The following is a 24,775-nucleotide window of genomic DNA, read 5'->3' on the forward strand; positions in this document are numbered from 1 at the left end:
TACACACCATGGCTGCCGCCTCAGCACGGATTGACCGGAGGCAGCCCGGCGATATAGCGGCGCACTTCCTCGGCGGCCTGCTCGGCCGCATAGGTCACGGTGCGCACCGAGGCGCCGGCGATATGCGGCGTCAGCGTCACGTTGGGAAGCTGCAGCAAGGGCCAGTCCGACGGCACAGGCTCGACCGCGAACGTCTCCAGCATGGCGCTGGCGATCTGGCCTGAAACAAGCGCCTCATAGAGTGCGTCATAGTCGACCAGCGGCCCGCGCGCCGTGTTGACGAAGATCACCCCGGGTTTCATCCGCGCGATGGTGTCCTTGCCGATCAGGCCGCGCGTCTCCGGCGTCACCCGCGAATGCAGCGTGACCACGTCGGAGCGGGATAGGAGATCGTCAAGCGCGACCAGTTCGACGCCGGCGTTGCGGTCCTCTGCGCTCAACTGCACATAGGGGTCGCTGACCAGAACGTGGCAGCCGAAAGCGCGCAGCAGCCTGACTACCTTTGTTCCGATATTGCCGTAACCGACGACGCCGACCGTCATCTCGCTAAGCTCGCGGCCGGTGCGGTCGGCGCGGTAGAGATCGCCGCGCCATTCGCCCCTGCGCAGCGCTTCGTGGCCGACCCGGATCAGCCGCGTTTCGGCCAATATGGCGCCGATGGTGAATTCGGCCACGGCGGTCGCGTTGCGGCCGGGCACGTTGACGACGGTGATGCCATGCGCGCGCGCCGCTTCCATGTCGATGTTGATCGGGCCGCCGCGCGAAACCGCGACGAGCTTCAGCGCCGGCAGGCGCCGCATCATGCCTTCCGACAGCGGCGCGAGCTGGGTGACGAGGATCTCGGCGTCGCCGATGAACTCGACGACCTCGTCGGGACGGCCGAAATACTCCTTGACCTTGTCGAGGCCGAGCGCCGGATCGCCGAATTCCATCGGCTCGTCGGGCCAGGCGGTCTGCAATGTCCTGACATCGAGGTCACCGCTCGCGACCTTCTCGATTTTGGCGCGAAACACCTCCGGAAGCATGAAGTTGTCACCAATGATCGCTATTTTCCTGGGCATACTCGACTTCTCAATTTGCCTGCACCGAAGCCATCGCGCGCCAGACCGGTCGCAGCGCCTGGTGCGCCAACACGTAGGACGGGGTCATCCTGTCGTAGATCGCGGCGAGGTCCCGATCACTCGGCTCCGCCTCGCCAAGCAGCGGCGTCACCCATTCCGCGACGCATTCGTCCATCGACTTGTACAGGCCGACGCAGACCGCGGCTATCATCGCCGCGCCGGCCGCCCCGGCCTCCTCGCGCTGGCTGGTGCGGATGTCTGCGCCGACGGCGGCTCCGAGGATCTTGCGCAGCGCCGGGCTTCGGGCGGCGCCGCCGGTCAGCCGGATCTCGCGCGGCAATGGCCCCATGGCGGCGTAGCAGTCACGCGCGGCGAAGGCCAATCCCTCGAAGACAGCGCGCACCAGGTCGGCATAGCCGTGGCGCGAGGAAATGCCGACGAAGCCGGCTCTCGCATTGGCATCGACGAACGGCCCCCTCTCGCCGGCCTCCGACACATAGGGCTGGTAGAGCAGTGAGGCGGGCTGCGAGGCCGCGATCCAGGCATCGACGAGCGCAATCATTTCGCCATTGCTGCGGGTGATGCCTTGCGAGGCGAGGATGCCGGAGGCAAGCCCAAGCACCCAGTCGATGTTTAGCGTCGCCGCCATGTTGGACTGCATCTGCGCGAACACGCCGGGCGCCGGCATGGCCATGGTGTAGCCGGTTGCCGCCTCGTTCAGTTGCACGTCGTCCGGCGTCTCGGCCAGCCGCATATGCATGCCAGTGGAACCGATGATGGTGCAGCCGGGCTTGCGCTCGCGGTCGAGCAGGCCGGCGCCAAGCGCGGTGCAGACGACGTCGACATAGCCGAGCACGATCGGCGTGCCGGCAAGCATGCCGGTGGCGGCGGCCGCCGCCTGCGACAGACCGGCGCTGTGCCTGGTGCCGTCTGTGACCGGCGGCAGGAGATGCCGGAGGTCCGCGACGCCGAGCACGTCGAGCACATCGTCGCTATAGTCGCGGGTGCGGAAATCACCGAAGGTGAAGGTTCCCTCGGAAGGATCGGTGGCGCGTTCGCCGGTCAGCTTGAAATAGAGCCAATCCTTGCAATGAAACGCCGTCGCCGCCTTGTCGAGCATTTCAGGCATGTTGCGCTTCATGAACACGAACTGCGAGCCCTGCTGGCAGGCGGCGAGCCCGCTGCCGGTCTTTTCGAAACGCAGCCGGTCCTCGGGCCGCGCGCGGATCTCCTCGACGACGCCGGCGGCGCGCGCGTCGAGCCAGAGCCAGCCCTTTGCCACCGGCTCGCCCTTGCCGTCGATCAACCAGGTGCCGTCGCCCTGCCCGGTCACCGCGATGGCGATCGTCCGGCTGGCGAGATCGGGCACCTTGTCGGCAAGCTGGCGCAAGGTCGCCGCCGCATCCGCCCATGTGCAAGCCAGATCCTGTTCGGCGCCGCCGCCCGGCAGCGTCTCGTAATGGTTCGGCGTTGCCGCGGCGGCGATCTGCCGGCCTTTCGTGTCGAAGGCGATGGACTTGATGACGGAAGTACCGGCGTCGATACCGATCAAGAGATCACGCATCAGGCGAGCTCCATGCCGTGCGAAATGGCCTCGCCGCTCGCCTGGTCGAAGACATGCAGGTTCTTCGGGTCGATGCTGACATTGATCGGCGCGCCAAGGTCCAGCCGGGTGCGGTCGTGCTCGACCAGGACCAGCGAGCCGCCGGCGAAATCGGCCGCGATATGGGTCTGGTCGCCAAGCCACTGGTTGGCCGAGACCCTGGCGGGAACACCCTCCTTCGAGCGCCGCACCGCGTAAGGCCTGATGCCGATGACGACCCGCTCGCGGCTGAGCAGCTGGTCGCGGACGGGAGCGCTGAAGGCGTCCTTGTCGTAGTCGAGCGACAATCCGTCGGGCAGCTTGAGATTGATGCGGCCGGCGGCGGTTCCAACATAGGCCTCGAAGACATTCATCGGCGGCTCGCCGACGAAGGTGCCGGTGAACAGGTTCGCCGGACGCTCCTTGATCCTGTCCGGCGTATCGAATTGCTGCAGCACGCCGCCTTCCATCACCGCGATGCGGTCGGCAAGCGCATTGGCCTCGGTCTGGTCGTGGGTGACCAGGATCGCGGTCAAGCCGCGCTCCTTGATGAAATGCTTGATGCGGCCGCGCAGCACGGCGCGAAGCTGCGGTTCGAGCTGCCCCATCGGCTCGTCGAGCAGGTGCAAATCGGCGTCGCGGATCAGCGCCCGGCCCAGGCTGGCGCGCTGCTGCTGGCCGCCGGAGATAGAGCTTGGGTAACGCTCCAATATATCCTCGATCTCGAGCAGCTTGGCGATGCTGGCGACCCTGGCCTCAACCTCGCTTCTGGGCAGCCGGGCCGCCTTGAGCGCGAAGGCCATGTTCTCGCGCACCGTCAGCGGCGGGTAGAGCGAATAGCCCTCGAAGGCCATCGCCACGTTACGCCTGACCGGCGGCAGCGTGTGCACCTGGCGGCCGGCGACCGAGATCGCGCCGCGCGACACCTCCTCGAAGCCGGCGATCATGCGCAAGGTCGAGGTCTTGCCGCAGCCGGACGAACCGAGCAGCGCCACGATCTCGCCCTTGCCGATCTCCATCGTCAGCTTCTTGACGGCGTGGACGCCCCGGTCGATCGGGCCATAGAATTTGTCGACGCCGGAAATGGTGAGTGCGCTCGCGCTCATGCGGCTTCTCCGTTGCGCAAACTGACGACATTCTTCGAGCCGATGCGCTCGCCGCCGGCGCGATCGAACAACAGGGCGCTCTTGCCGTCGACGGCAATGTGGGCCTTGCCTTCGCTGCGGCCCGGTGTTCCGGCCGGCCGCGAAACCAGGATCTCGCGGCCGCGCAACGTGCGCACCAGCGTGACGATCTTTTCGTTGAGCGGGGTTTCGGCCTCGACCGTCACCGGAATGGCGCCGGGTTCATTTTCGCCGACGAAATGCAGTGCTTCCGGCCTGAGCCCGATGATGCAGTCGCGGCCGACCGCGGTCTCGGGAGCCCCGGCGAGATGGACCTGCACATTCGACAGGGCGACATGGATTCCCTTGGCGCCAAGCGCCGGCTTGACGTCGAGCAGGTTGATGGTCGGGTCGCCGAACAGCCGGGCGATCTCGACATTTGCCGGCTCGCGATAGATCTGTTCGGGCGTACCGAGCTGGCTGATGACGCCTTGCGACATGACCGCGATGCGGTCGCCGAGCGCCATGGCTTCCTTATAATCCTGGGTGACGTAAACGACGGTGGCGCCGCGGTCGGCAAGCAGGCGCGGCAGTTCGAGCCGCATCTCAAAACGCAGCTTGGCGTCGACATTGCGCAAGGGATCGTCGAGCAGCAGCAGCGGCGGCGAGCCGACCAGCGCACGGGCGAGCGCGGTGCGCTGCTTCTGGCCGTTGGAAAGAGCGCGCGGCTTATGGGAAAGCACATGGGCGATCTTCAACAGCTTGGCGACACTCTCGACGCCGGCCTTGATCGCTCCCTGCGACGACCGCTTGGCCTCCAGCGGCGTCGCGATGTTGTCGAACGCGCTCATATGCGGAAACAGCGCGAAATTCTGGAACGCCATGCCGACGCCACGAAATTCGGCGTCGACGTCGGTCATGTCCTCGCCGCCGATGAGGATCTTGCCTTCGTCGGGGTCGATGACGCCGGCGACGAGGCGCAGCAGCACCGTCTTGCCGGCGCCGGAGGGTCCGAACAGGACCAGCGTCTCACCGTCGGCGACGGTCAGCGAAAGATTGTCGAGCACGGTCTGGCTCTTGTAGCGCTTGACGAGGTTTCTGAGTTCGAGGCTGGCCATGGAACTACCCCTTCACCGCGCCGAGCGACAGGCCTTCGACCAGATAGCGCTGTGCATAGAGGGCGAGCGCCAGCGTCGGCGTGATCGACAGGACGATGGCCGCCGAGATCTGGCCGTACTGGATGCCCGAGGAGGTGATGAAGGCGAGCGCGCCGACCGTCACCGGCTGCTTGTCGGCCGAGGCCAGCACCAGCGCGAAGACGAAATTGTTCCAGGCGAAGATGAAGGCAAGCAGGCCGGCAGCGGCGATGCCGGGGCCGGCGAGCGGCAGCGCGATCTTGCGGAAGGTGGCAAACCAGGAATGGCCGCCGATGCGATAGGCATATTCGATGTCGGCCGGAATATCCTCGAAATAGCCGCGCACGATCCACAGGATCAGCGGCAGGCAGATCAGCTGATAGACCCAGATCAGCCCGATATAGGTGTTGGCCAGCCCGAGCTTCTGGAAATAGAGCGTAAGCGGCAACAGCACCAGCAGGGCCGGCGCGAACCTGAACGACAGCAGCGTGAAGGCGATGTCCTCCGAGCCGCGGAACTTGTGCCGCGCGAAGGCGTAGGCCGCCGGGACGCCGAGCAGCAGCGAGACCGCGACCGAGGTCACCGACAGGAACACCGAATTCCACAGGTTGCGCATGAAGGCGATGTCGAGCGTGCCGGCGGCGGTCGTCAGCTTGCCGGTGATCAGCGCGGTGTAGTTGGCGAGCGTCGGCTCGAAGACCAGCTGCGGCGGAATGCGCAGGATGGTCTCGTTGGTCTGGAACGACATCATCAGGATCCAGACGATCGGGAACATGAAGAAGATCACGACCAGCGTGAGTGCCGCGCCGCGCAGGGTGCGTTCAAGCAAGGAGGTGTGTTCCATGGCTGCCTCCTCCTATGCCTGGCCACGGGCGCGCTCGCGCAGCCTGAGCCAGTTCTTGATGAAGATGTTGGAGAGGAAATAGGTGATCGCCCACAGGATGATCATCAGCGCCGCCGAGCGGCCGACATTGGTCGACTGGAAGAAGTTGAGATAGGCCTCGACCTGGAAGACGGTCAGCGTGTCGCCCGGTCCTCCTTGCGTCATGGCGTAGATGATGTCGAACTGCTGGATGGAATCGAGCAGGCGGAACAAAGTCGCCGTCAGGATATACGGCGTCAGCATCGGCAGCGTGATGCGGAAGAAGACGAAGCTCCTCGGCACGCCATCGAGGGCCGCGGCCTCGAAGGGCTGCGTCGGCAGGCTGCGCAGGCCGGCAAGCAGCAGGATCATGATGAAGGGCGTGTAGACCCAGATATCGACGAGAACGACGGTGAACAAAGCCGTCGACGGCGACGAGGCCCAGCGGAAATCCTGTAAGCCGATGAGGCTGGCAAGATAGCTCAGCACGCCGAAGCCGGGATTGGTCATCAGCTTCCACATCAGCGCGGCCAGTGCCGGCGCCGTCATCAGCGGCATCAGCAGCATGATCGAGATGAAGTTGTTCAGGGTCGATCGCTTCTGCAAAAGCAGCGCGATGGCCAGGCCAAGAAGCAGTTCCAGCACCACCGTGGTGCCGGCATAGAGCAGCGAGATCTTGAGCGTGTTCCAGAACTTCGGATCGGTGAAGAAGGAGATGTAGTTGTCGCCCCAGTTGAACTGCCGCGCCCAGGGCTGGCTCAGCCGATAGCGCTGGAAGGAATAGACGACCGAGGTCAGGAACGGAATCAGGATGCCGATGCAGACCAGCAGAGCCGGCAGGCTGAGCACGTAGGGCAGCACTCTCTTGCTGATCCTGAAGCCCGAGGGCTTGGGCCTTTGCGATACCACCGCAGTCATCGTGCTGCTCCGTTGTCCCTGTCGCTCCGCCCTGCCGGCCGCCCAAGGGAGCAAGGCGGCCGGTCGGGCGAATTGGCGGCCACCTTACGGCCCCGCGTCGCAATCTTGAAAAGGTCAGGTGAGGACCGGCCTGCCAAGGCTGGCCGGTCCTCTGTTACATCTAGCCGAGGCCGGCTTCCTTGAGCTGGCCGTTGATGCTTTCGGCCAGCTTGTCGAGACCCTCGTCCACCGGCACTTCCTTGGCCACCATCTTTTGCAGCGTCGCCGCCCATTCGGTGGTGAGATCGAAGAACAGCGGCTGCGCCGTGAACTTGATCGAGGCGCCCGGCGCCGAGGCGTCGAACATTTCGACATAACCGGGATAGCTCTTGTTCAGCTTCTCGCGGAACGTCTCATCCTTCCAGACCGACTGGCGGACCGGATTGACGAAATCCATCTTGGTGGCGCCGAACAGAGCATGCTCGGGTCCGGAGGCCCACTGCATGAAGTACCACGTGGCGTCCTTGTCCTTGGAGAAGTTGGACATCGACAGCGACCAGATCCAGATGTTCGGCGTTGGCGCCTTGGCCTCCGGGTTGGCCTTGAAGGCGGCAAAGGCAAGCTTGCCGGCCATCTTGTTGTCGCCGCCATTCATGAAGTAGCCGAGGATGTCGGCGTCGAAGATCATCGCCGAGGCGCCGGCGCCGAGATCGGCGCCGACCTGGTACCAGGTGTAGGTCGACCAGTCCTTCGGACCGCTTTCCTGGATCATCTGCACCCATTGCTTGTGGAAAGCCTTGGACTGGGCGGTGTTCATGGCGGCCGACAATTTGCCGTCGGCCGACACGTTCAGGTCCTTCTGGTCGAAATTGGCGTAGGCCGAAAGGAAACCCGGATGGATCGTCGCCCAGGAGCGCGACCCGCGCACGCCAATGCCGTAGACGCCGCCGACATCCTTGGTGAGCTTGGCGGCCGCGGCCACCATCTCGTCCATATTGCCGGGAACCTTGACGCCTGCCTTGTCGAACATCCCCTTGTTGTAGGTGATGTTGTTTTGTTCGAAGCCCCACGGAATGCACCATTGCTTGGCGTCTTCGGACCCCAGGGCCCCGCCCGGCTTGCCGTTCCAGGCGCAGGAGTTCTTGACGCCGGGCAGGAAGTCATCCCAGGCATAGTTGGGGTTGGTCTTGGCCGGATCCTTGATCCATTCATTGAGGTCGGTGATCCAGCCGGCTGGGCCGTAGGTCCAGGTCATATAGGCGCCGGTCATGAAGGCATCGTATTCGGGCGAGCTCGCCGACAACGCGGCCGTGACCTTGTCGAAATAGACGTCTTCCGGGAACACGTCGTAGACGACATTCATGCCGGTCAACTGCTTGAAGTTTTCGAGGTTGGCGATCATCGCATCCGCATAGGGATGCTTGTTGAGCAGGAGCTTGATGGTCTTGCCCTGGTGCGCCTTCCAGTCGAAGTCGGCGGCCAGCGCCCGGGTCTGCCCAAAATTGAGCAGCGTACCGGCCGTGCCGGCGGCAAGGCCCATCGCACCCAGGCCCTTGATCAGCCCACGACGGTCGACTTGTCCGCGCAGGAAAGCGTCAATGAGGTCTTTCTCTTTCTCATGCATTTGGTCTTCTCCTCCACAGGGTAGTTTTAACTGAACCGACGCCGGCTACCCGACTGGCGTCTCCTCCACGAGCGATCGCGCTGTCCGCTCATCAGTTATCAGGCCCTTGAGATAGCGGCCCTCCAGCACCGCTTTGACGGCTCGAACCTTGACCTTGCCGCCGGCGACCGCGACGATCCGGCGGCTGGCGATGTCCTCGCGCGCCAGCGCCAGCGCCCGATTGGAAAGGGTTGTCGCCACCGCTTTGCCGGCATCGTCGAAGAAATGGCCGAGCAATTCGCCGACGCCGCCATTGCGGCGGATCTCCTCCATCTCGCCCTTCTCGATCATGCCGGTGGCGACGAGCGAGGCTTCGCGTTCGGCCGTGCCGATGCCGGCAAACAAAAGGTCGGCGGATCTTGCGAGATCGAAAACCTCGCTGATGCCCTTCTGTCCCAGCAACACCGCGCGGTCGTCCACCGTGTTGGCGAACATTGGCACCGGCATCACATAGGCTTCGGCGCCGGTGCGCTCGGCGAGGCGGTGAATGACGTCATGCGGGTTGGCCGAGAACTTCCGCGTCAAGCCGCCGAGCAGCGAAACGAAGCGGATCTTGTCTGTCGAGCTGCGCGGCAGGTATTCCACGCAGGCGGCGAGCGTGCGGCCATGGCCGACGCCGATCAGCGCCTGCTCGCCGCGTTCGATCTCACGCTTGAGGAATTGCGCGCCGGCGATGCCGAGCGCCTTGAGCGGCAACTCCTCGGAATCGAAATCGGGAACCACCTCGCAATAATCGAGGCCGTAGCGGCGCGACAGCTCGTCCTCGAGCTCGACGCATTCCGAGACTTCGCCGTCGATATAGACCTTCACCAGCCCTTCCTGATTGGCCTTGGTGATCAGGCGGTGGGCCTTGAGGCTGGTCAGCCCGAGGCGCTTGGCAACCTCGGATTGGGTCAGGCCGCCGGCGTAATGAAGCCAGGCGGCGCGTGCCGCCATGCCGGTTTCATCATCGCGCAAGAGGCCGTTTCCAAATCCAACCACGTTCCGCCCTCTGATATTTTTTTCAGGTTCTGCAAAATTTTTCACATGGACGCATCGGAGTCAAGCGCCAAGCGCCTGCAAACGCTGATTTTCAATGAGAATGGACGAGCGAACACCGGGCGTGGCACCGGTCAGGGTAACAGCGGCAGCGAAAGCGCAGGAACCCGATCACCATCGCCGCCGTCCAGGTGAAGCGGCGGCGCCCAGCATTCGCCGGTGAGCGGATCGCACTATTCGGCAAGCCGCTTTCGGGTGATCAGCTCCAGGCTGAACTTGGTGGTGCGCCGGCGACGTCGAGGTGCCCGGCAGCGGCCAAGACCGCTGGCGAGCAGCGCCTATTGCAACGTCCGCGCCGCGAATGGCATGGAATGGTCGTGCGCCATGCCGGCATCGGCATCTTCCACGCCGAGCCCGCGGTCGAGGCCGGTGGCCACCACCGAAACCCTGAACCGGCCTTCCATGCTCTTGTCGAAGATGGCGCCGACGATGATGTCGGCGTCTTCATAGACCTCTTCACGGATTCTCGTGGCGGCCTCGTCGACCTCGAACAGGGTCATGTCGCGGCCGCCGGAAATCGAGACCAGCACGCCCTTGGCGCCCTTCATCGACATTTCGTCCAGCAGCGGGTTGGCGATGGCGGCTTCCGCCGCCTTCATCGCCCGGCTATCGCCTGACGCCTCGCCGGTTCCCATCATGGCGCGGCCCATGCCGCGCATCACCGATTTGACGTCGGCGAAGTCGAGGTTGATCAGGCCTTCCTTGACGATGAGATCGGTGATGCAGCTGACGCCGGCATAGAGCACCCGGTCGGCGATGACGAAGGCATCGGCGAATGTGGTCTTGGCGTCAGCGATCCGGAACAGGTTCTGGTTGGGGATGACGATCACGGTGTCGGCGCTTTCGCGCAGCCGCTCGATGCCCTCTTCGGCCATCTGCATGCGGCGCCTGCCCTCGAAAGTGAACGGCTTGGTGACGACGCCGACCGTCAGGATGCCTGCCTTGCGCGCCGCCTGGGCGATGACCGGCGCGGCGCCGGTTCCGGTGCCGCCGCCCATTCCGGCGGTGACGAAGCACATGTGGGTGCCGGCCAGATGGTCCATAATCTCGTCCAGCGATTCCTCGGCCGCGGCGCGGCCGATCTCGGGAAGCGATCCGGCGCCCAGCCCTTCGGTTACATGCGCGCCGAGTTGGATCAGCCGCGTCGCCTTGGACATGGTGAGTGCCTGCGCGTCTGTGTTGGCGGCAATGAATTCGGTGCCCTGAAGCTGCTCGGCGATCATGTTGTTGATGGCGTTGCCGCCGCCGCCGCCGACGCCGACAACGGTGATCTTGGGTCTCATCTCGGAGATCTCGGGCTTCTTGAACTCGGCCATGCCTCTTCTCCTTCGCCAGTCGCTCGCGCTTCACGCCCCGCCAGATCGATCACACCGCAAAACGGCAATCGACGCAGAGCGGCGTGACGAATCAGTCCGCTCGGATGGGTGTCCCAAAAAGCCAGAGAGCGGCCAGAGGTGCAAGTGCGGGGAAGGTCAAGATTTGTGATAGGGACGTTTCATATCCCCACGACGGCCGCGCATGCCCGAGAGTGATGCCGGCATCCCGGCTTCACCCTGCGCGCGCCGAGCCCGATGCCGAGCCTTGGCTTTCCACGCTCTTGCCTCTATGTTTCGGTCGCAGATCGCGCAACTGGTTTTGAAATGCCTCCCGACATCCCAGCTAATGACTTGAATAAATAGGGAAACATCCGGCTGCGGCCAGATATGGATCCCGAAAACTCACAAGCCATTTTTACCAGGGACAGCGCGGCCGATCAGGGCTCGGGCACCTTCGAAACCAGAGGTTGGAAATTGGGCGATGCAATTGCGGACGTTCTGAACTGGCTTGAGAGCCGAAACGACATCCAGAGCCTGAGGGCCGCGGTGTGCGACCTCAACGGCATCATGCGGGGAAAGCGCATCCCCGTCGAGCAGGCGCGCAAGGCACTGGAGGGCAAGCTGCGCATGCCCTATTCGCTGATCGGGCTGGACATCTGGGGCGAGGATATCGAAGGCAACGCGCTGGTGTTCTCGACCGGCGACGCAGACGGATTGTGCCAATGGACAGGCCGCGGCATCCTTCCGGTGAACTGGACGGCGCATCCGACCGCCCTCATCCCGCTCTGGCTCGCCGACGAAGGCGGCGCACCGTATCTCGGTGATCCCCGGCGGGCACTGGCCCGTATCCTCGACCGCTACAAGGCTTTGGGCCTGACGCCTGTGGTCGCGACCGAGCTCGAATTCTATCTTGTAGACCCGCAATCGCAGCGACCGGTCGGGCCTGTCTCGCCGGTCACCGGGCGGCGTCTGGATTCCGACGCGGCACTGTCAATCGACGAGATCGACGACTTCGAGGCCTTCATCCACGACATCTACGAAGCCTGCCGAGCACAAGACATTCCCGTCGATACCGCCATTGCCGAGAACGGCGTCGGCCAGTTCGAGATCAATTTGAACCATGTCGCGGACGCGCTGCGGGCGGCCGACGACGCCGTCCTGTTCAAGCGCACGGTGAAGGGCATTGCCCGCAAGCACGGCTTTGCCGCCTGCTTCATGGCCAAGCCTTATGGCGACCGAGCCGGCAACGGCTTCCACGTCCATTTCAGCCTTGTCGACGCCAACGGGCGCAACGTCTTCGACGACGGCACCGACCAGGGCTCCGGCATTATGCGCCACGCTGTCGGCGGACTGCTGGCGGCGATGGCCGAGAGCACGCTGGTGTTCGCGCCGCATTTCAACTCCTACCGCAGGCTCCGGCCGAGATCCTACGCGCCGACCGCCGTCGCCTGGGGTTACGAGAACCGCATGGTCGCGATCCGCATTCCCGGCGGCCCGACTGGTGCGCGCCGGATCGAGCATCGCGTGTCGGGAGCGGACGCCAATCCCTATCTTGTGCTTGCCGCCATACTGGGCGCGGCACTGGTCGGCATCGAAAGGCAGATGTCACCGGGCGACCCAACCGGGAATGATGGGCAAGGCCTTGCCCCGGCCAAGTTGCCGCCGGACTGGGCATCCGCGATCGCGGCCTTTGAAAGCGGGACGCATGTGGCGGAGATCTTCCCGGCGATCCTGCGCCACTCTTTCATCGCCTGCAAACGCCAGGAACTGAATACATTCGCGCTCAACGTCAGCGACTTCGAGATCGAGACCTATCTCGAAAGCGTCTGAGGCTGCGCTGACCGACAGCAGCGGCGTCGGTTCAGCACGACCTTCGAACGCAAGGGCTTGCGGTGCTGTCGCTGACCGGGCATAAACATGATCTTTTCTATCATGTTTATGCCCGGGATAAGCAGAATTGACCTTCGTCGCGCGCATGGAGAGCCGGATTCAGGGATTTGCCGTGATCGGCGAGCTGAAATGGCACGTCTGGGACGGCGTCGTCGCCGACCTCTGGGATGTCTCATGCGGTGACAATGCCGAGGGTTATTACGTCTCTCCCGACCCCCGGCTGTTCGTCGCTCTCGATATCGACGGCGACGGTGCCTTCGTCGTCGAAGGCGCCCAGGGCGAACCGCGCCGCCACAACCAAGCGTTTTCCATAGCCTATATACCGGCCGGGGTGCCGATCCGCGGCCGCGTCGAAGGACTCAAACGGATCAGGCATCTCGACCTTCATTTCGACGCGGCGACACTGACCCGCCGCTTCGGCCGCAGCCTCGATCGCGATGCCTTGCAGATATCGCGCCTCCAGTTTCGCGATGATCGGATCGCTACGCTTGCCGGGCTTATCGCCGCTGAATGCGGCAGCGAGTGGAACCTGCATGATCTTTATGGCGAAGGTCTGCTCAACGCCTTGTTCGCATGCCTTTTCCAGATAGACCGGCCAAGTGCCGCCAGGCGCCGGTCGCCCCTGCCCCGCCGCAAACTGCGCCTCGTCACGGATTACATCGACGCCCACTGCCTGGACAGGATCCGCCTTGCTGATCTTGCCGCGCTGACCGGCCTGTCCGAAACCGCGATGAGCCATGCCTTCAAGGCAGCAACGGGCGTGCCGCCGCATCGCTGGCAGATGCAGGCGCGGATCGACAGGGCAAAGGCGATGATGGCGCATGAGGCTGCCTCGCTTGGCGACATCGCCCAGGCCACCGGCTTCTTCGACCAGGCGCACCTTACCCGCGTGTTCAAGTCCGTGGTCGGATTGACCCCGGGTGCGTGGATGAAGAGCGCCGGCCGCCGGTGACATTTCCGCAACACGGCACCGCGATATCAGTGGTTTGGACAAGAATGGACAAGCCGCCCAAATCAGTCCAATGATCCGTTGATAAGTTGAGGTAAAACATCAAGTATCTCAACGACGACAGGCGGGGACTTTCCTGATGAGCAGAATTTACCGGATCAAGGCGCTTCTGGCGGCTGGCGTCGCCGCTGCCGCGACGATCCCGCCAATGCCGGCGTTCGCGCAGACGGCGCAATCCAGCACCCAGCTCGAACCGGTCGTGGTCGAGGGCGAGGCCGGAGACAGCGCGACCGGGCCGGTCGACGGCGTCGTCGCCAAGACAACCAGAACCGGCTCCAAGACAGCGACCGACATCAAGGAGGTCCCGCAATCCGTCTCAGTGGTCGGACGGCAGGAGATCGAGGATCAGGGTGCACAGAAAGCTGACGAGGCGCTGCGCTACACCGCCGGCGTCTTTGCCCAACCCTTCGGTCCCGACAGCGACACCAACTGGATGTACATTCGCGGCTTCGATGCAACGGCCACCGGCACCTACATGGATGGCCTCCAGCTGTTCAGTTATGGTTTCGGCGGTTTCTATGTCGACAGCTTCGGCCTTGAGCGCATCGAAGTGCTGAAGGGGCCGGCCTCGGTGCTTTATGGCGGCAGCAATCCGGGCGGCCTGGTCAACTATGTCAGCAAGCGCCCGGATTTCGAACGCACGCGCTATGTCGAAACCGGCATCAACGATGCCGGCAATGTCTATCTCGGCTTCGACATCGGCGATGTCGCCAGCAACGGCACGGTCAGCTACCGGATGACGGGCAAGGTCGCCGGCGGCGATACCTACAGCGACCTGCAGAACGGCTGGCGCGGCTTCATCTCGCCGAGCATTAGCTGGAAGCCAGACGAAGCGACCACGCTAACCATACTGGCCAATTACAGCCACATCGACGAGAACCATAATGGCGGCAGCTTCCTGCCCTACGATGGCACCGTGGTCGATCACATTGTCGGCGGCGTGAACTATGGCCGCATCGATCCCGATGCGAACTTCACGGAGCCGAGCATCGATCTCTACAAGCGCGAACAGGACTCCCTCGGCTACGAGTTCGAGCACACGTTCGACAACGACTGGACCGTTCGCTCCAGCGCCCGTTTCACCGCCGCCGACATCGACGAGGTCAGCGTCTATCCGAACGGCTGGTCAACCATCGGAGGGCCGACCGAGCTGGCGCGCATCAATTTCGATCACGACACCACGGCCAAGACGTTCCTCGCCGACAACCAGATCGAAGGCAAGGTGGCAACCGGTGCGATCGAACATACGATCCTCGCTGGCGTCGATTTCAAATATTACAACATCGACCAGGTACAGTCTTCCGGCCTCTACGATCCCAATTATGACAATCCGATCGACGCTTTCGATCCGGTGTACGGTTCGCCGCTGACGCCTCGCGTCAGCTATCTCAATCAGGACCTGACGCAGAAGCAGCTTGGCTTCTATGCACAGGATCAAATGCGCTTCGGCGATGGTTGGCTGGTGACACTGAACGGCCGCTACGACCGTGGCTGGCTCGAAGCCGACAACCGCCCGACCTATTACTCGGCGGGCTCCAGCACGCAGAGCAGCACGGTTGGCGACTTCTCCGGCCGCGCCGGCCTGGCCTATGAGTTTGCCAACGGCGTAACCCCCTATGCCAGCATCGCCACCTTCTTCAATCCGATCATCGGCACCGATGCGATGGGCAATCTGTTCAAGCCGGAAGAGGGCACGCAATACGAAGTCGGCGTGAAATACGTGCCGACTTTTGTCGATGGCCTGTTCACCCTGTCGCTGTTCGACCTGACCCGCCAGAACGTGCCGTCGAATGTCACTCCCTTCACCCAGATGCAGACCGGCGAGGTGCGTTCACGCGGCGTCGAACTCGAAGGCAAGGTGAACGTGACGGAGGATTTCCGGGTTACCGGTGCATTCACAGCTTACGACATCGACATCACCAAGGACGCCAACCCGGCGCTCATCGGCAAGACGCCTTTCATCGTGCCGGAAGTGATGGCTTCCGCATCGGTCGATTACACCTTCCGTGGCGACTGGTATGACGGCATCTCGATTGGCGGCGGTTTGCGCTATATCGGCTCCTCATGGGCAGACAATGAGAATACAGCGAAGGTTCCGGCGGTAACGCTGGCCGACCTGAAGCTCGGCTACGAGAAAGAGAACTGGGGCGTCGACCTCAACATCACCAACCTTTTCGACAAGAGCTATGTGTCGAGTTGCCAGACAACGCTCACCTGCTCCTACGGCGAAGGCCGCTCCTTCAAGCTGAAGGCGCACACGAGTTGGTAGTCATGGACCGAACCCACCGGCGATGATCCATCCGCCCAACAGACGGCAGGTGCTTGCGCTAACGGCCGCGGCCTTGCTGCCGCCGGTTGCCGGCAGGACTGCGACCCCAAATGTTGCCGCGATCGATTGGGGCATGCTGGAAACGCTTCTGGCGCTCGGCGTCGAGCCGGCGGCGGCGACCGAACTGATCCAGTTCCGCAGGATTGCGGTCGAGCCTGCCGTTCCCCAAACCGTGACCGATCTCGGACTGCGCGGCACGCCCAACTACGAGCTGTTGCGCATCGTCGCGCCGGACCTGATCGTCATCTCCAATTTCTACGAGTACCAACGCCCGATTCTGGAACGCATAGCGCCGGTGTTCGCGCAAACCGTCTACGAGGCCGGAGTACCGCCCTACGCTCTTGCCGAGGCAGCGACGCTGGCGCTGGGCGAGAAGCTCGGACGACCGGCCGAGGCGAAGCGTTACCTCGACGAAACCGCCGACGACATAGCGCGGCGTCGCGCCGCCTTGCCAACAACGTCTGCCCGGCCGGTCTTTGTCATCAGCCTCGGCGATTCCAGGCACTTCCGCGCCTTCGGCCGCGACTCCATGTTCGGTGACGTGCTCACACGGCTCGGCCTGGTCAATGCCTGGTCCGAAGAGACAAGTTACAGCGCGGCAGCACCCGTTGGCCTGGAGGCGCTGGCGCGGGTGCCCGAGGCCTCCATCCTGATCGTCTCGCCCTTGCCGGCGGATGTCGGGCGCTCGCTTCCCACCAATGCGTTGTGGAACGCGCTGCCGGCCGTGAGCAAAGGCCGCGTCGCGGTGCTCGAAGCGATCAACCATTTCGGCTGCCTGCCGTCGGCGCGCCGCTTCGCGCGGCTGGCGACGGCGGCGCTTGCGGGTCATGCTTCGTGACGGAGCGCGCTGTGGCCCGAAGCGAGATACCTCACCGCACCATCGGCGGCGCGCTGTCGCCCATCATCCTGTGGGGCCTGCTCGCGGGGCTGGCCACACTCTTGTTCGCATGGCGCGTCGGCATGCAGCAGCCGGCATCGGTGCCGGGCGATCTCCAGCATGTCATCCTGTTCTACAGCTCGCTGCCGCGCGCCGTCGTAGCGGTGCTGGCGGGCGCCGTGCTCGGCCTGTCCGGCCTGCTGTTGCAGCATGTGCTGCGCAATCCGCTGGCGGAACCATCGACGCTCGGCATTTCGGGCGGCGCGCAACTGGCGATGACGCTCGCCTCGCTTTACGCGCCGTTGCTGATGGAGCGATCGCAAGGGCTGGTGGCCTTTGCCGGCGGCACCGCCGCTGTGCTGCTGGTGCTGGCGTTCACCTGGCGGCGCGGGCTGGAGCCGGTGTCGGTCGTGCTCGCCGGAATGATGGTGGCGCTGACCGCGAGTTCCGTCAGCGCCGCGCTGATCCTCGCCAATGGCGACTACCTGTTCTCGCTGTTCATCTGGGGCGGCGGGTCGCTGGTGCAGCAGGATTGGCAACCGGCTATCGCCCTGACGATCAGGCTGGCGGCCGGCGCCGCCGCGGCGCTGATGCTGCTGCGGCCGCTGACCATCCTTGGCCTCGACGACGCCTCGGCGCGCGGCCTTGGCGTTGCCCGCCACACCAGCCGCTTTCTCATCATCGCGCTTGCGGTGTGGATGGCAACGACTGTCGCGGCGCAGATCGGCGTCATCGGTTTCGTCGGCCTTGCCGCGCCGGCGCTCGCCACGCTTTCGGGCGCGCGCACCCTGCGGCAGAAGCTGGTCGCCGCGCCGCTGATCGGCGCAGTACTGCTGTGGCTGACGGACGGGCTGGTCCAGCTCGCCGCCGGAGCCGGCGGCGAGCGCATTCCGACCGGCGCGGGAACCGCGCTTCTGGGCGGCCCACTGCTGCTGTGGCTGTTGCCGAGGCTGCGCATGTTCGAATGGCCGCATCTCGGTTCCAATGGCGCGGCACCGCGCAAGGCTCGCCGGCCATGGCTCATCATCTTCGTCCTGCTTGCGCTCACATTTGCCGCCGCCGCCTTGGCTCTCGTCGTCGGGCGTGGACCGGCAGGGTGGTCGATCGCCGGCTGCGACCTGCTGGCCGATCTCGTCTCCTGGCGCGCGCCGCGTGTCGGCGTGGCCGCGGCCGCCGGCGCGATGCTCGCGGCGGCGGGCGTGGTCATCCAGCGCGTTACCGGCAACCCTCTGGCGAGCCCCGAAGTGCTTGGCGTCGGCACCGGCGCGGGCGCCGGTCTGACCGCCGTGCTGACGGTCAGCGCAACGACCGGGCTCGGCTGGCAGCTCGCCGGCTCGGCCGCGGGCTCACTGGCGGCACTGGCCGCCATGCTGGCCATCGCCGCCAAGGCAAAGTTCGGCGCCGACCGATTGCTGCTTGCCGGCATTGCCATGAGCGCACTGTGCAGCGCGCTGATCACCGCGACGATCGCGATGGGCAATACACAGTCCTATGTGCTGTTGCGCTGGCTGAGCGGTTCGACCGGCCAGGCGACCGCCCTGGACGCAGCCGTTGCACTGGCCTGCCTGTTGCCACTGACGCTGCCGCTTTTTCTTGCCGCGCGCTGGCTGGACATCCTGCCGCTCGGGGCCGACAGCGCGCGCGGACTTGGCGTGCCCGTAGCCGGCGGGCGGCTGATGCTGGTCGTCGTCAGCGCGCTCCTGACCGCGCTGGCCGCTTTGATCGTCGGCCCGTTGAGCTTCGTCGGCCTGATCGCGCCACACCTTGCCCGGCTCCTCGGCTTTTGGCGCGCACGCATTCATCTTGCCGGGGCGATGCTTCTGGGCGCCTTGCTGATGACCATATCGGACTGGCTGTCGCGCATGGCGGCCTTCCCGTACGAACTGCCTGTCGGCCTGTTCGCCTCACTGCTCGGCGGGCCGTATCTCGTCTACCTGCTTGCCAAGGGCGTGCCTCGTCAGGGCTGACGCGGTCCGGGCATGTCAGGAAGACCATTCGGCCTTCAGCACCGAGACCGCCGCCTCGCTGTTGTGGACGTAGTCATTGGCGTCCGGCTGCTTCTGCACCAGGAGGATGAACAGAAGGTCGGTCAGAGTCAGCTGCGCATCGCGCGCGGTGATGGACGATGAGCGCGCACGCTCCTCGTCGGCGATGGTGTAGAGGCAGATATCGGCAACGCGGCTCAGCGGATTGTCGTGCAGGCCGGTGACCGCGATCACCATGGTGCCGCGCTTGCGGGCAAGCTCGGCGATGCGCAGAGTTTCGATGCTGGCGCCCGAATGGGAGAGCGCGAACAGCACATCGTCAGGCCCGAGCGTCGAGGCATTGGCCATCTGGATATGGCTGTCGCTGTCATGCAGCACATTGCGGCCAAGCTTCATCAGCTTGTAGGAGAAATCACGCGCCACCAGCGAGGAGGCGCCGACGCCGGCCAGATGTATGCGGCGCGCACCATCCAGCAATTCCAGCGCCCTGGAGATGATCCGCTCGCTGTTGGCGGCGACGGTCCGCTCCATCGACAGAAGCTTGCTGCCGATCAGCTTCTTCAAGATGACCTGATAGCCGTCGCCGACTTCGATCGAACCGTGGATCATACCGGCCGGCACCTGCCATTCCCGCGCCTTGGCTTCGCTGACGGCGAGCTTGAGCTCCTGGTAGCTGGCATAGCCGAGCTTCTGGCTGAATTTGACGACGCTCGACTGGCTGCGCCCGATCTCAGCCGCAAGAGCAGCCGTCGACAGCCGCAGCATCTCCTCGGGATTTTCGACGATGTACTGGCCGATCTCACGATCGCCGGGCGCCATGCCGTCGAGCTTGGCATTGATCCTGTTCAGAACGGACATGATCCCCCTTGCGCTTTGGCGTCCAGCCGCACGGCCAAGGAATAATTTATTCCAATTTCGATTGACAGCCAAGAACGCGGAATTAATTCTTAAGCGGGCCGGATTGAGCTCGGGAACAGCTTTCGAGAGCGCCGCGCCCGGACGCGGCCCGGCGCACAAGGTTTCAGCCATGGACAGACTGCGCATCGTCGGCGGGCAAAGACTGCAAGGCGCGGTCACCATATCGGGCGCCAAGAACGCCGCTCTGCCGCAGATCGCGGCGGCGCTGCTAAGCCCCTACCCGCTCGAACTGACCAACCTGCCCGATGTGACCGACGTCGAGAACATGCTCGGCGTGGTGCGGCTGCACGGCGCCGAGGTGACGCGATCGGCCCATGCCGCGACGATCGACACCCGTGCCGCCGTTTCCAGGGAGACGTCCTACGACACCGTCAGAAAGATGCGCGCGACGGTGCTGGTGCTGGCGCCGCTGCTCGCCCGTTTCGGCCATGCGCGGGTTTCGCTGCCTGGCGGCTGCGCTATCGGCGCGCGGCCGGTCGACATGCATGTCGCCGCACTCGCGGCGCTGGGCGCCCGCATCGCCATCGAGAACGGGCTGATCGTCGCCTCGGCGCCGAACGGGCTCACCGGCACGCGCATCGTCCTGAGCTCGCCGTCGGTCGGGGCGACGGAAACCGCCATGATGGCGGCGACCACGGCCAAGGGCGAAACCGAAATCCTCAACGCGGCGCGCGAGCCCGAAGTGGCCGACCTCGCGGCTTGCCTCAACGCGATGGGCGCGCGTGTCGAAGGTGCCGGCACACATCGCATCCTGATCGCCGGCGACACGGACTGGCGCGCGGCCAGGCACGACATCATTCCGGACCGGATAGAGGCCGGCACCTATGCCATCGCCGCGGCGATCACCGGCGGGCAACTGGAACTGACGCATGCCCGGCTCGAGCACATGGCCTCGGTGGTGCAACTGCTGGAGGCGACCGGCGTCGGCGTCTGGCCGGGCGACCGCGGGCTCATCGTGTCGCGCGAGCGGCCGCTCAAGGCCGCCGACGTCACGACAGAACCCTATCCGGGCTTTCCGACCGATCTCCAGGCGCAGTTCATGGCGCTGATGTGCTGCGCGCAGGGCGCGTCGCTGCTGCGCGAAACCATTTTCGAGAACCGCTTCATGCATGTTCCCGAACTGATGCGGCTCGGCGCCAACATCAAGCTGCAAGGCACCACCGCGCTGGTGCGCGGCGGCGAGAAACTGCATGGCGCGCAAGTCATGGCCACCGATTTGCGCGCCTCGGTGTCGCTGGTGCTGGCGGCCTTGGTCGCCGAGGGCGAGACGACCATCAACCGGGTCTATCATCTCGACCGTGGCTATGAGCAACTGGACCGCAAGCTGCGTCTGTGCGGCGCCGACATCGAGCGGCTGAGCGCATGAACAACGGCCGCCCCGATTATTTTCTCGGCGTCGACGGCGGCGGGACCGGCTGCCGCGCCCGTATCGAGGACGCCGAAGGGATCGTGCTGGGACAAGGCCTCTCGGGTCCGGCGTCGACGCGGCTCGGCATCGACGCGACCTGGGCGTCGGTTGCCAAGGCCTTTGGCGCGGCGATCGAGGAGGCAGGGTTCGGCGCGGCCGAGACCACCCGGATCCACGCCGGCATCGGTCTTGCCGGGATCGGCCGCAAGGGCGCGCTGGAGGCGCTGCGGGCGATCGCGCATCCCTTTGCCAGCATCGATTTCGTCAGCGACGGCGTCGCCGCCTGCCTTGGCGCGCATTCGGGCCAGGACGGCGCCATCGTCATCGCCGGCACCGGTTCGATCGGGCTCGGCTTCGTCGAAGGGCGCGACCTGCGCGCCGGAGGCTATGGCTTTCCGATCTCCGACGAAGGCAGCGGCGCCGATTTCGGCTTGAAGGCCGTGCAGCTGGCGTTGCGCGCCCATGACGGCCGGCATGAGCGCACGGCACTGCTGGCGGAAGTCATGCAGCGTTTCGAGAACGACCCGATGCAAGCCGTGGCCTGGATGGACCGCGCCAGCGCCACCGACTATGCGGCCCTGGCGCCGATGGTGATGCGCCACGCCGACCAAGGCGATCCGGCAGGGCGGCGCATCGTGCAAAAGGCCGCCGAACAGATCGACACGCTGGTGCGGGTTCTGGTCGAAAAAGGCGCGCCGCGCGTGGCCCTGCTGGGCGGGCTCGCCAGTCCGCTCGAACCATGGCTCGCACCCGACGTTCGCCGGCGCCTGAAAGCCGCCGATGGCGACGCGGTTTCCGGGGCGATCATTCTTGCCCGCAGGTCACTCGGCAAGCATTAGCGCGAAAGGAATAATTTATTCCATCTTTCCGTTGACGGACCGAATATTGAATTCTAATACGTTAACGAAACGGGGTAGCATAACGAAATACGCGTGTGCCGGAGCCAAAGAGGAACCACTTCCGAACAGGCTGAGCGGCCTGATTTTTGAAAGCACTGGGATGAGCGAGCAAGGTTTGATGTCCGAGCTGGACCGGCTGGTTTCCGAAGGCCGGAATCCGCGGACCATGGACATCGACCTGCTGCCGACGATCGATGTGCTGCGCAAGATCAACGACGAGGACCGGGTGGTTCCGGCAGCGGTCGAAAAGGTGCTGCCGGACATCGCGGCCGCGGTCGAGCGCATCGTCCTCGCCTTCCAGAAAGGCGCTCGGCTTATCTATATGGGCGCCGGCACCAGCGGCCGGCTGGGCGTGCTCGACGCCTCGGAATGTCCGCCCACTTTCGGCGTGCCGGAAGGCATGGTCGTTGGCCTGATCGCCGGCGGGCCCGACGCGCTGGTGCGCTCGACCGAAGGGGCCGAGGATGATCCCAAGATGGGCGCCAGGGCCTTGCAGGACATCAAGCTCACCCCGGACGACGTGGTGGTCGGCATCGCGGTCAGCGGGCGCACGCCCTATGTGATCGGCGGGTTGAATTATGCCAAGCAGGTGGGGGCAACGACGGTCGCCCTGTCCTGCAATCCGGCATCGACCATAGCAGGCATTGCCGACATCGCCATCTCGCCGGTCGTCGGTCCCGAGGTGCTGACCGGCTCGACGCGGCTGAAATCCGGAACGGCGCAGAAGCTGGTGCTCAACATGCTGAGCACGGCCTCGATGATCCGCATCGGCAAGAGCTACCAGAACCTGATGGTGGACCTCAATCCGTCCAACAGGAAACTGGTCGCCAGGGCAACCAGAATCGTGATGCAGACCACAGGCTGCACGGCGGCGCAGGCGCGCCAGGCGCTCGGCCGGACCGGCAACGACGTGAAGCTGGCGATCCTGCTGACCATCACCGGGCTTGAGGTCGAGGAGGCGCGCGCAGCCCTCGCCAAGGCAAGGGGTTTCCTGCGAAAGGCAATCAGCGACGAGACGCATGAAGGCGCTTGAGACCAGACGGCGTGAAGCTGCTTTACACAAGACGGCGCGAAGCCGCATAGACTGGGCCGATGCTCCAAAGCGCGTGTGTCTTGGAAGCGGTCCGCAGAAACTGCAAGGGCATCGGGTTCAAGCAAAGATGGGAGACGAGAATGGTTCACCTCACAAGAAAGCTGCTGTCGGGCGTCACGCTCGCAGCCATGCTCGGCATCGCCACGGTCTCGACGCAGGCGGCGACGCTGCACATGGCCTGGTCGCAGGACGCAACGGGACTTGATCCGCACAAGCAGACGGCCTTTTCCTCGCTGCGGCTCCTGGAGCTGATCTATGAGCCGCTGGTGCGGGTCGATGCCAGCCTGCAGATCATCCCGGCCATCGCCACGTCCTGGGAATTCTCCAAGGACGGCAAGGAGCTGACCTTCAAGCTCGATCCCAAGGCGAAATTCCAGGACGGCGCTGCCGTGACCTCGGCCGACGTCAAGGCGTCTTTCGAGCGCATCCTGGACGAGAAGACAGGCGCCGCCGCCCGCGCCAACTTCCTGTCGATCGCCAGCATCGACACGCCGGACGTTGGAACCGTCGTGTTCCATTTATCGCAGCCCGACGCGCCGATCCTGACGGCGATGAGCGACATCAACGCGGCCATCGTGCCGGCGGCCGAGATCAAGGCCGGCTCGATCGGCACCAAAACGGTCGGCTCCGGCCCGTTCAAGCTCGATAGATGGGACCCCAACGCCAAGGAAGTCTTGAGCGCCAACAAGGAATGGGCCGGCGGCGCGACCGGCGTCGACGGTATCGAAATCAGCGTGCTGCCCGATGAAGCGGCGATCCTCGCCGCCATGCGCACCAAGCAGGTCGATTTCGCGCTGCTCAACGATCCGCTCGTCGCCACGCTGGTGCCGAAGGAGGCTAGCCTGCAACTGAACCGCGCGCCGGTGCTGGCCTATAACGTGCTGCAGCTCAATCCGTCACGCAAGCCGATGACCGAACTCAAGGTGCGCCAGGCGATCTCCTGCGCCATCGACCGGCAGGAGGTTCTGGACACCGCCGCGCTCGGTGAAGGCAAGGTCACCGGACCGCTGACCATCCCAGCACTTGCGACCGATCCAAGCCAGCTCTTCTGCTACAAGCGTGATGTCGAGAAGGCCAAGAAGTTGATGGCGGAGGCAGGCTTTGCCGACGGCTTTTCGGCGACCGTGATCGGCGCCACCGGCGAGCCGCCGACGGCGGCGGCAGAAGCCCAGGTCATCCAATCGCAGCTCGCCGAGATCGGCGTCAAGCTCGACATCAAGATGATGGAGCTCAACGTCTATGTCGACGCCTGGCTGAAGGGCGATTTCGACATGGCGATCGCGCTCAATGGCGGCCGCGCCGACCCCTACACCATGTATAACCGCTACTGGACCAAATCAGGCAATCTGCAGAAGGTGGCCAACTACATCGACGATACGCTGGACAGCCTGATGCAGAAAGGCCGCGCCGAGACCGATCCGGCCAAGCGCAAGGCGATCTTCACCGAGTTCGAGAAGCACCTCGCCGAAGTCTCGCCCTGGATCTGGCTCTACACGTCCTACAGCTATACCGCCCAGCAGAAGAACGTCGCCGGGTTCGTGCCGACGCCGACGGGCACGCTGTTCAGCCTCAGCAAGGTTACCATCCAGCAGTAGCCGTGGGCGGCCCTGGAGACGGATGATTTCAGGTTGAATCGACCTGAAATCTGAATCCGCCTCCAGATCAAAGGGATAGAGCATGATGTCGTCCGAAAACCGCTTCACACTCGG

Annotated in this window: 19 protein-coding genes; 9 read left to right on the plus strand and 10 right to left on the minus strand. The window is 64.6% G+C overall.

Annotated elements, in window-relative coordinates:
- Positions 1–20 precede the first annotated feature (20 nt).
- The 9 genes from FJ973_RS09485 to ftsZ form a co-directional block, all read right to left on the minus strand.
- Positions 21–1,061, minus strand: a complete 1,041-nt coding sequence (locus tag FJ973_RS09485; RefSeq protein WP_140497767.1) for a 2-hydroxyacid dehydrogenase — start codon at positions 1,059–1,061, stop codon at positions 21–23.
- 10 nt (positions 1,062–1,071) lie between these two features.
- A complete protein-coding gene (locus FJ973_RS09490) occupies positions 1,072–2,625 on the minus strand; it encodes an FGGY-family carbohydrate kinase (RefSeq protein ID WP_140555510.1) in 1,554 nt (517 codons plus the stop codon).
- Complete coding sequence (locus FJ973_RS09495) at positions 2,625–3,749, minus strand: ABC transporter ATP-binding protein (RefSeq protein ID WP_140555512.1); 1,125 nt, start codon at positions 3,747–3,749, stop codon at positions 2,625–2,627. The genes FJ973_RS09490 and FJ973_RS09495 overlap by 1 nt, the downstream gene beginning before the upstream one ends.
- Positions 3,746–4,864: an ABC transporter ATP-binding protein gene (locus FJ973_RS09500; RefSeq protein ID WP_140514619.1), complete on the minus strand. Its 1,119-nt coding sequence runs from the start codon at positions 4,862–4,864 to the stop codon at positions 3,746–3,748. Before FJ973_RS09500 ends, FJ973_RS09495 begins: the two co-directional genes overlap by 4 nt.
- A 4-nt stretch (positions 4,865–4,868) precedes the next feature.
- Positions 4,869–5,726, minus strand: coding sequence for a carbohydrate ABC transporter permease (locus tag FJ973_RS09505; protein WP_140497759.1), 858 nt, complete (start codon positions 5,724–5,726; stop codon positions 4,869–4,871).
- 12 nt (positions 5,727–5,738) lie between these two features.
- Entirely contained in the window at positions 5,739–6,662 is a 924-nt protein-coding gene (locus FJ973_RS09510) for a sugar ABC transporter permease (protein ID WP_013896837.1), read from the minus strand.
- Positions 6,663–6,822: 160 nt separating this feature from the next.
- Entirely contained in the window at positions 6,823–8,265 is a 1,443-nt protein-coding gene (locus tag FJ973_RS09515) for an extracellular solute-binding protein (protein WP_140555514.1), read from the minus strand.
- Positions 8,266–8,310: 45 nt separating this feature from the next.
- Positions 8,311–9,285 carry a sugar-binding transcriptional regulator gene (locus tag FJ973_RS09520; protein ID WP_181165158.1) on the minus strand — a complete coding sequence of 325 codons (975 nt, stop codon included), beginning with the start codon at positions 9,283–9,285 and terminating at the stop codon, positions 8,311–8,313.
- A 335-nt stretch (positions 9,286–9,620) separates the two neighbouring features.
- A complete protein-coding gene (gene ftsZ / locus FJ973_RS09525; RefSeq protein WP_140497755.1) occupies positions 9,621–10,658 on the minus strand; it encodes a cell division protein FtsZ in 1,038 nt (345 codons plus the stop codon).
- A gap of 474 nt (positions 10,659–11,132) precedes the next feature.
- Between ftsZ and FJ973_RS09530 the strand changes: the two genes are divergently transcribed.
- From FJ973_RS09530 to fhuB, 5 genes are all read left to right on the plus strand, one after another.
- Entirely contained in the window at positions 11,133–12,488 is a 1,356-nt protein-coding gene (locus tag FJ973_RS09530; protein WP_140555515.1) for a glutamine synthetase family protein, read from the plus strand.
- A 127-nt stretch (positions 12,489–12,615) separates the two neighbouring features.
- The gene (locus FJ973_RS09535; RefSeq protein ID WP_181165159.1) at positions 12,616–13,500 is read left to right on the plus strand and encodes an AraC family transcriptional regulator; all 885 of its coding nucleotides are present in this window, start codon (positions 12,616–12,618) and stop codon (positions 13,498–13,500) included.
- A gap of 136 nt (positions 13,501–13,636) precedes the next feature.
- Entirely contained in the window at positions 13,637–15,826 is a 2,190-nt protein-coding gene (locus FJ973_RS09540) for a TonB-dependent siderophore receptor (RefSeq protein ID WP_140555517.1), read from the plus strand.
- Between the two features lie 49 nt (positions 15,827–15,875).
- The gene (locus tag FJ973_RS09545) at positions 15,876–16,724 is read left to right on the plus strand and encodes an iron-siderophore ABC transporter substrate-binding protein (protein ID WP_246674734.1); all 849 of its coding nucleotides are present in this window, start codon (positions 15,876–15,878) and stop codon (positions 16,722–16,724) included.
- A gap of 11 nt (positions 16,725–16,735) precedes the next feature.
- Positions 16,736–18,730, plus strand: coding sequence for a Fe(3+)-hydroxamate ABC transporter permease FhuB (fhuB, locus tag FJ973_RS09550; protein WP_210240106.1), 1,995 nt, complete (start codon positions 16,736–16,738; stop codon positions 18,728–18,730).
- Positions 18,731–18,745: 15 nt separating this feature from the next.
- On the opposite strand, the gene FJ973_RS09555 is transcribed toward fhuB, so the two are convergent.
- Positions 18,746–19,606: a MurR/RpiR family transcriptional regulator gene (locus FJ973_RS09555; protein ID WP_140497745.1), complete on the minus strand. Its 861-nt coding sequence runs from the start codon at positions 19,604–19,606 to the stop codon at positions 18,746–18,748.
- Between the two features lie 169 nt (positions 19,607–19,775).
- On the opposite strand from FJ973_RS09555, the gene murA reads away from it, so the two are divergent.
- From murA to FJ973_RS09575, 4 genes are all read left to right on the plus strand, one after another.
- The gene (gene murA, locus FJ973_RS09560) at positions 19,776–21,032 is read left to right on the plus strand and encodes a UDP-N-acetylglucosamine 1-carboxyvinyltransferase (protein ID WP_140497743.1); all 1,257 of its coding nucleotides are present in this window, start codon (positions 19,776–19,778) and stop codon (positions 21,030–21,032) included.
- The gene (locus tag FJ973_RS09565; protein ID WP_140555520.1) at positions 21,029–21,913 is read left to right on the plus strand and encodes an N-acetylglucosamine kinase; all 885 of its coding nucleotides are present in this window, start codon (positions 21,029–21,031) and stop codon (positions 21,911–21,913) included. Before murA ends, FJ973_RS09565 begins: the two co-directional genes overlap by 4 nt.
- A 160-nt stretch (positions 21,914–22,073) precedes the next feature.
- A complete protein-coding gene (murQ, locus tag FJ973_RS09570; RefSeq protein WP_140497739.1) occupies positions 22,074–23,006 on the plus strand; it encodes an N-acetylmuramic acid 6-phosphate etherase in 933 nt (310 codons plus the stop codon).
- Positions 23,007–23,146: 140 nt separating this feature from the next.
- Complete coding sequence (locus FJ973_RS09575; protein ID WP_140497737.1) at positions 23,147–24,661, plus strand: ABC transporter substrate-binding protein; 1,515 nt, start codon at positions 23,147–23,149, stop codon at positions 24,659–24,661.
- Positions 24,662–24,775: the final 114 nt, after the last annotated feature.

The sequence above is a fragment of the Mesorhizobium sp. B2-1-3 genome, assembly GCF_006442495.1.
Classification (GTDB): Bacteria; Pseudomonadota; Alphaproteobacteria; order Rhizobiales; family Rhizobiaceae; genus Mesorhizobium.

Coding starts and splice junctions, on each gene's coding strand:
- FJ973_RS09490 (WP_140555510.1), bottom strand. CDS start 2,625: ATGCGTGATCTCTTGATCGGTATCGACGCCGGTACTTCCGTCATCAAG.
- FJ973_RS09540 (WP_140555517.1), top strand. CDS start 13,637: ATGAGCAGAATTTACCGGATCAAGGCGCTTCTGGCGGCTGGCGTCGCC.
- FJ973_RS09495 (WP_140555512.1), bottom strand. CDS start 3,749: ATGAGCGCGAGCGCACTCACCATTTCCGGCGTCGACAAATTCTATGGC.
- FJ973_RS09575 (WP_140497737.1), top strand. CDS start 23,147: ATGGTTCACCTCACAAGAAAGCTGCTGTCGGGCGTCACGCTCGCAGCC.
- FJ973_RS09505 (WP_140497759.1), bottom strand. CDS start 5,726: ATGGAACACACCTCCTTGCTTGAACGCACCCTGCGCGGCGCGGCACTC.
- FJ973_RS09510 (WP_013896837.1), bottom strand. CDS start 6,662: ATGACTGCGGTGGTATCGCAAAGGCCCAAGCCCTCGGGCTTCAGGATC.
- FJ973_RS09555 (WP_140497745.1), bottom strand. CDS start 19,606: ATGTCCGTTCTGAACAGGATCAATGCCAAGCTCGACGGCATGGCGCCC.
- murA (WP_140497743.1), top strand. CDS start 19,776: ATGGACAGACTGCGCATCGTCGGCGGGCAAAGACTGCAAGGCGCGGTC.
- FJ973_RS09485 (WP_140497767.1), bottom strand. CDS start 1,061: ATGCCCAGGAAAATAGCGATCATTGGTGACAACTTCATGCTTCCGGAG.
- ftsZ (WP_140497755.1), bottom strand. CDS start 10,658: ATGGCCGAGTTCAAGAAGCCCGAGATCTCCGAGATGAGACCCAAGATC.
- FJ973_RS09565 (WP_140555520.1), top strand. CDS start 21,029: ATGAACAACGGCCGCCCCGATTATTTTCTCGGCGTCGACGGCGGCGGG.
- FJ973_RS09500 (WP_140514619.1), bottom strand. CDS start 4,864: ATGGCCAGCCTCGAACTCAGAAACCTCGTCAAGCGCTACAAGAGCCAG.
- murQ (WP_140497739.1), top strand. CDS start 22,074: ATGAGCGAGCAAGGTTTGATGTCCGAGCTGGACCGGCTGGTTTCCGAA.
- FJ973_RS09515 (WP_140555514.1), bottom strand. CDS start 8,265: ATGCATGAGAAAGAGAAAGACCTCATTGACGCTTTCCTGCGCGGACAA.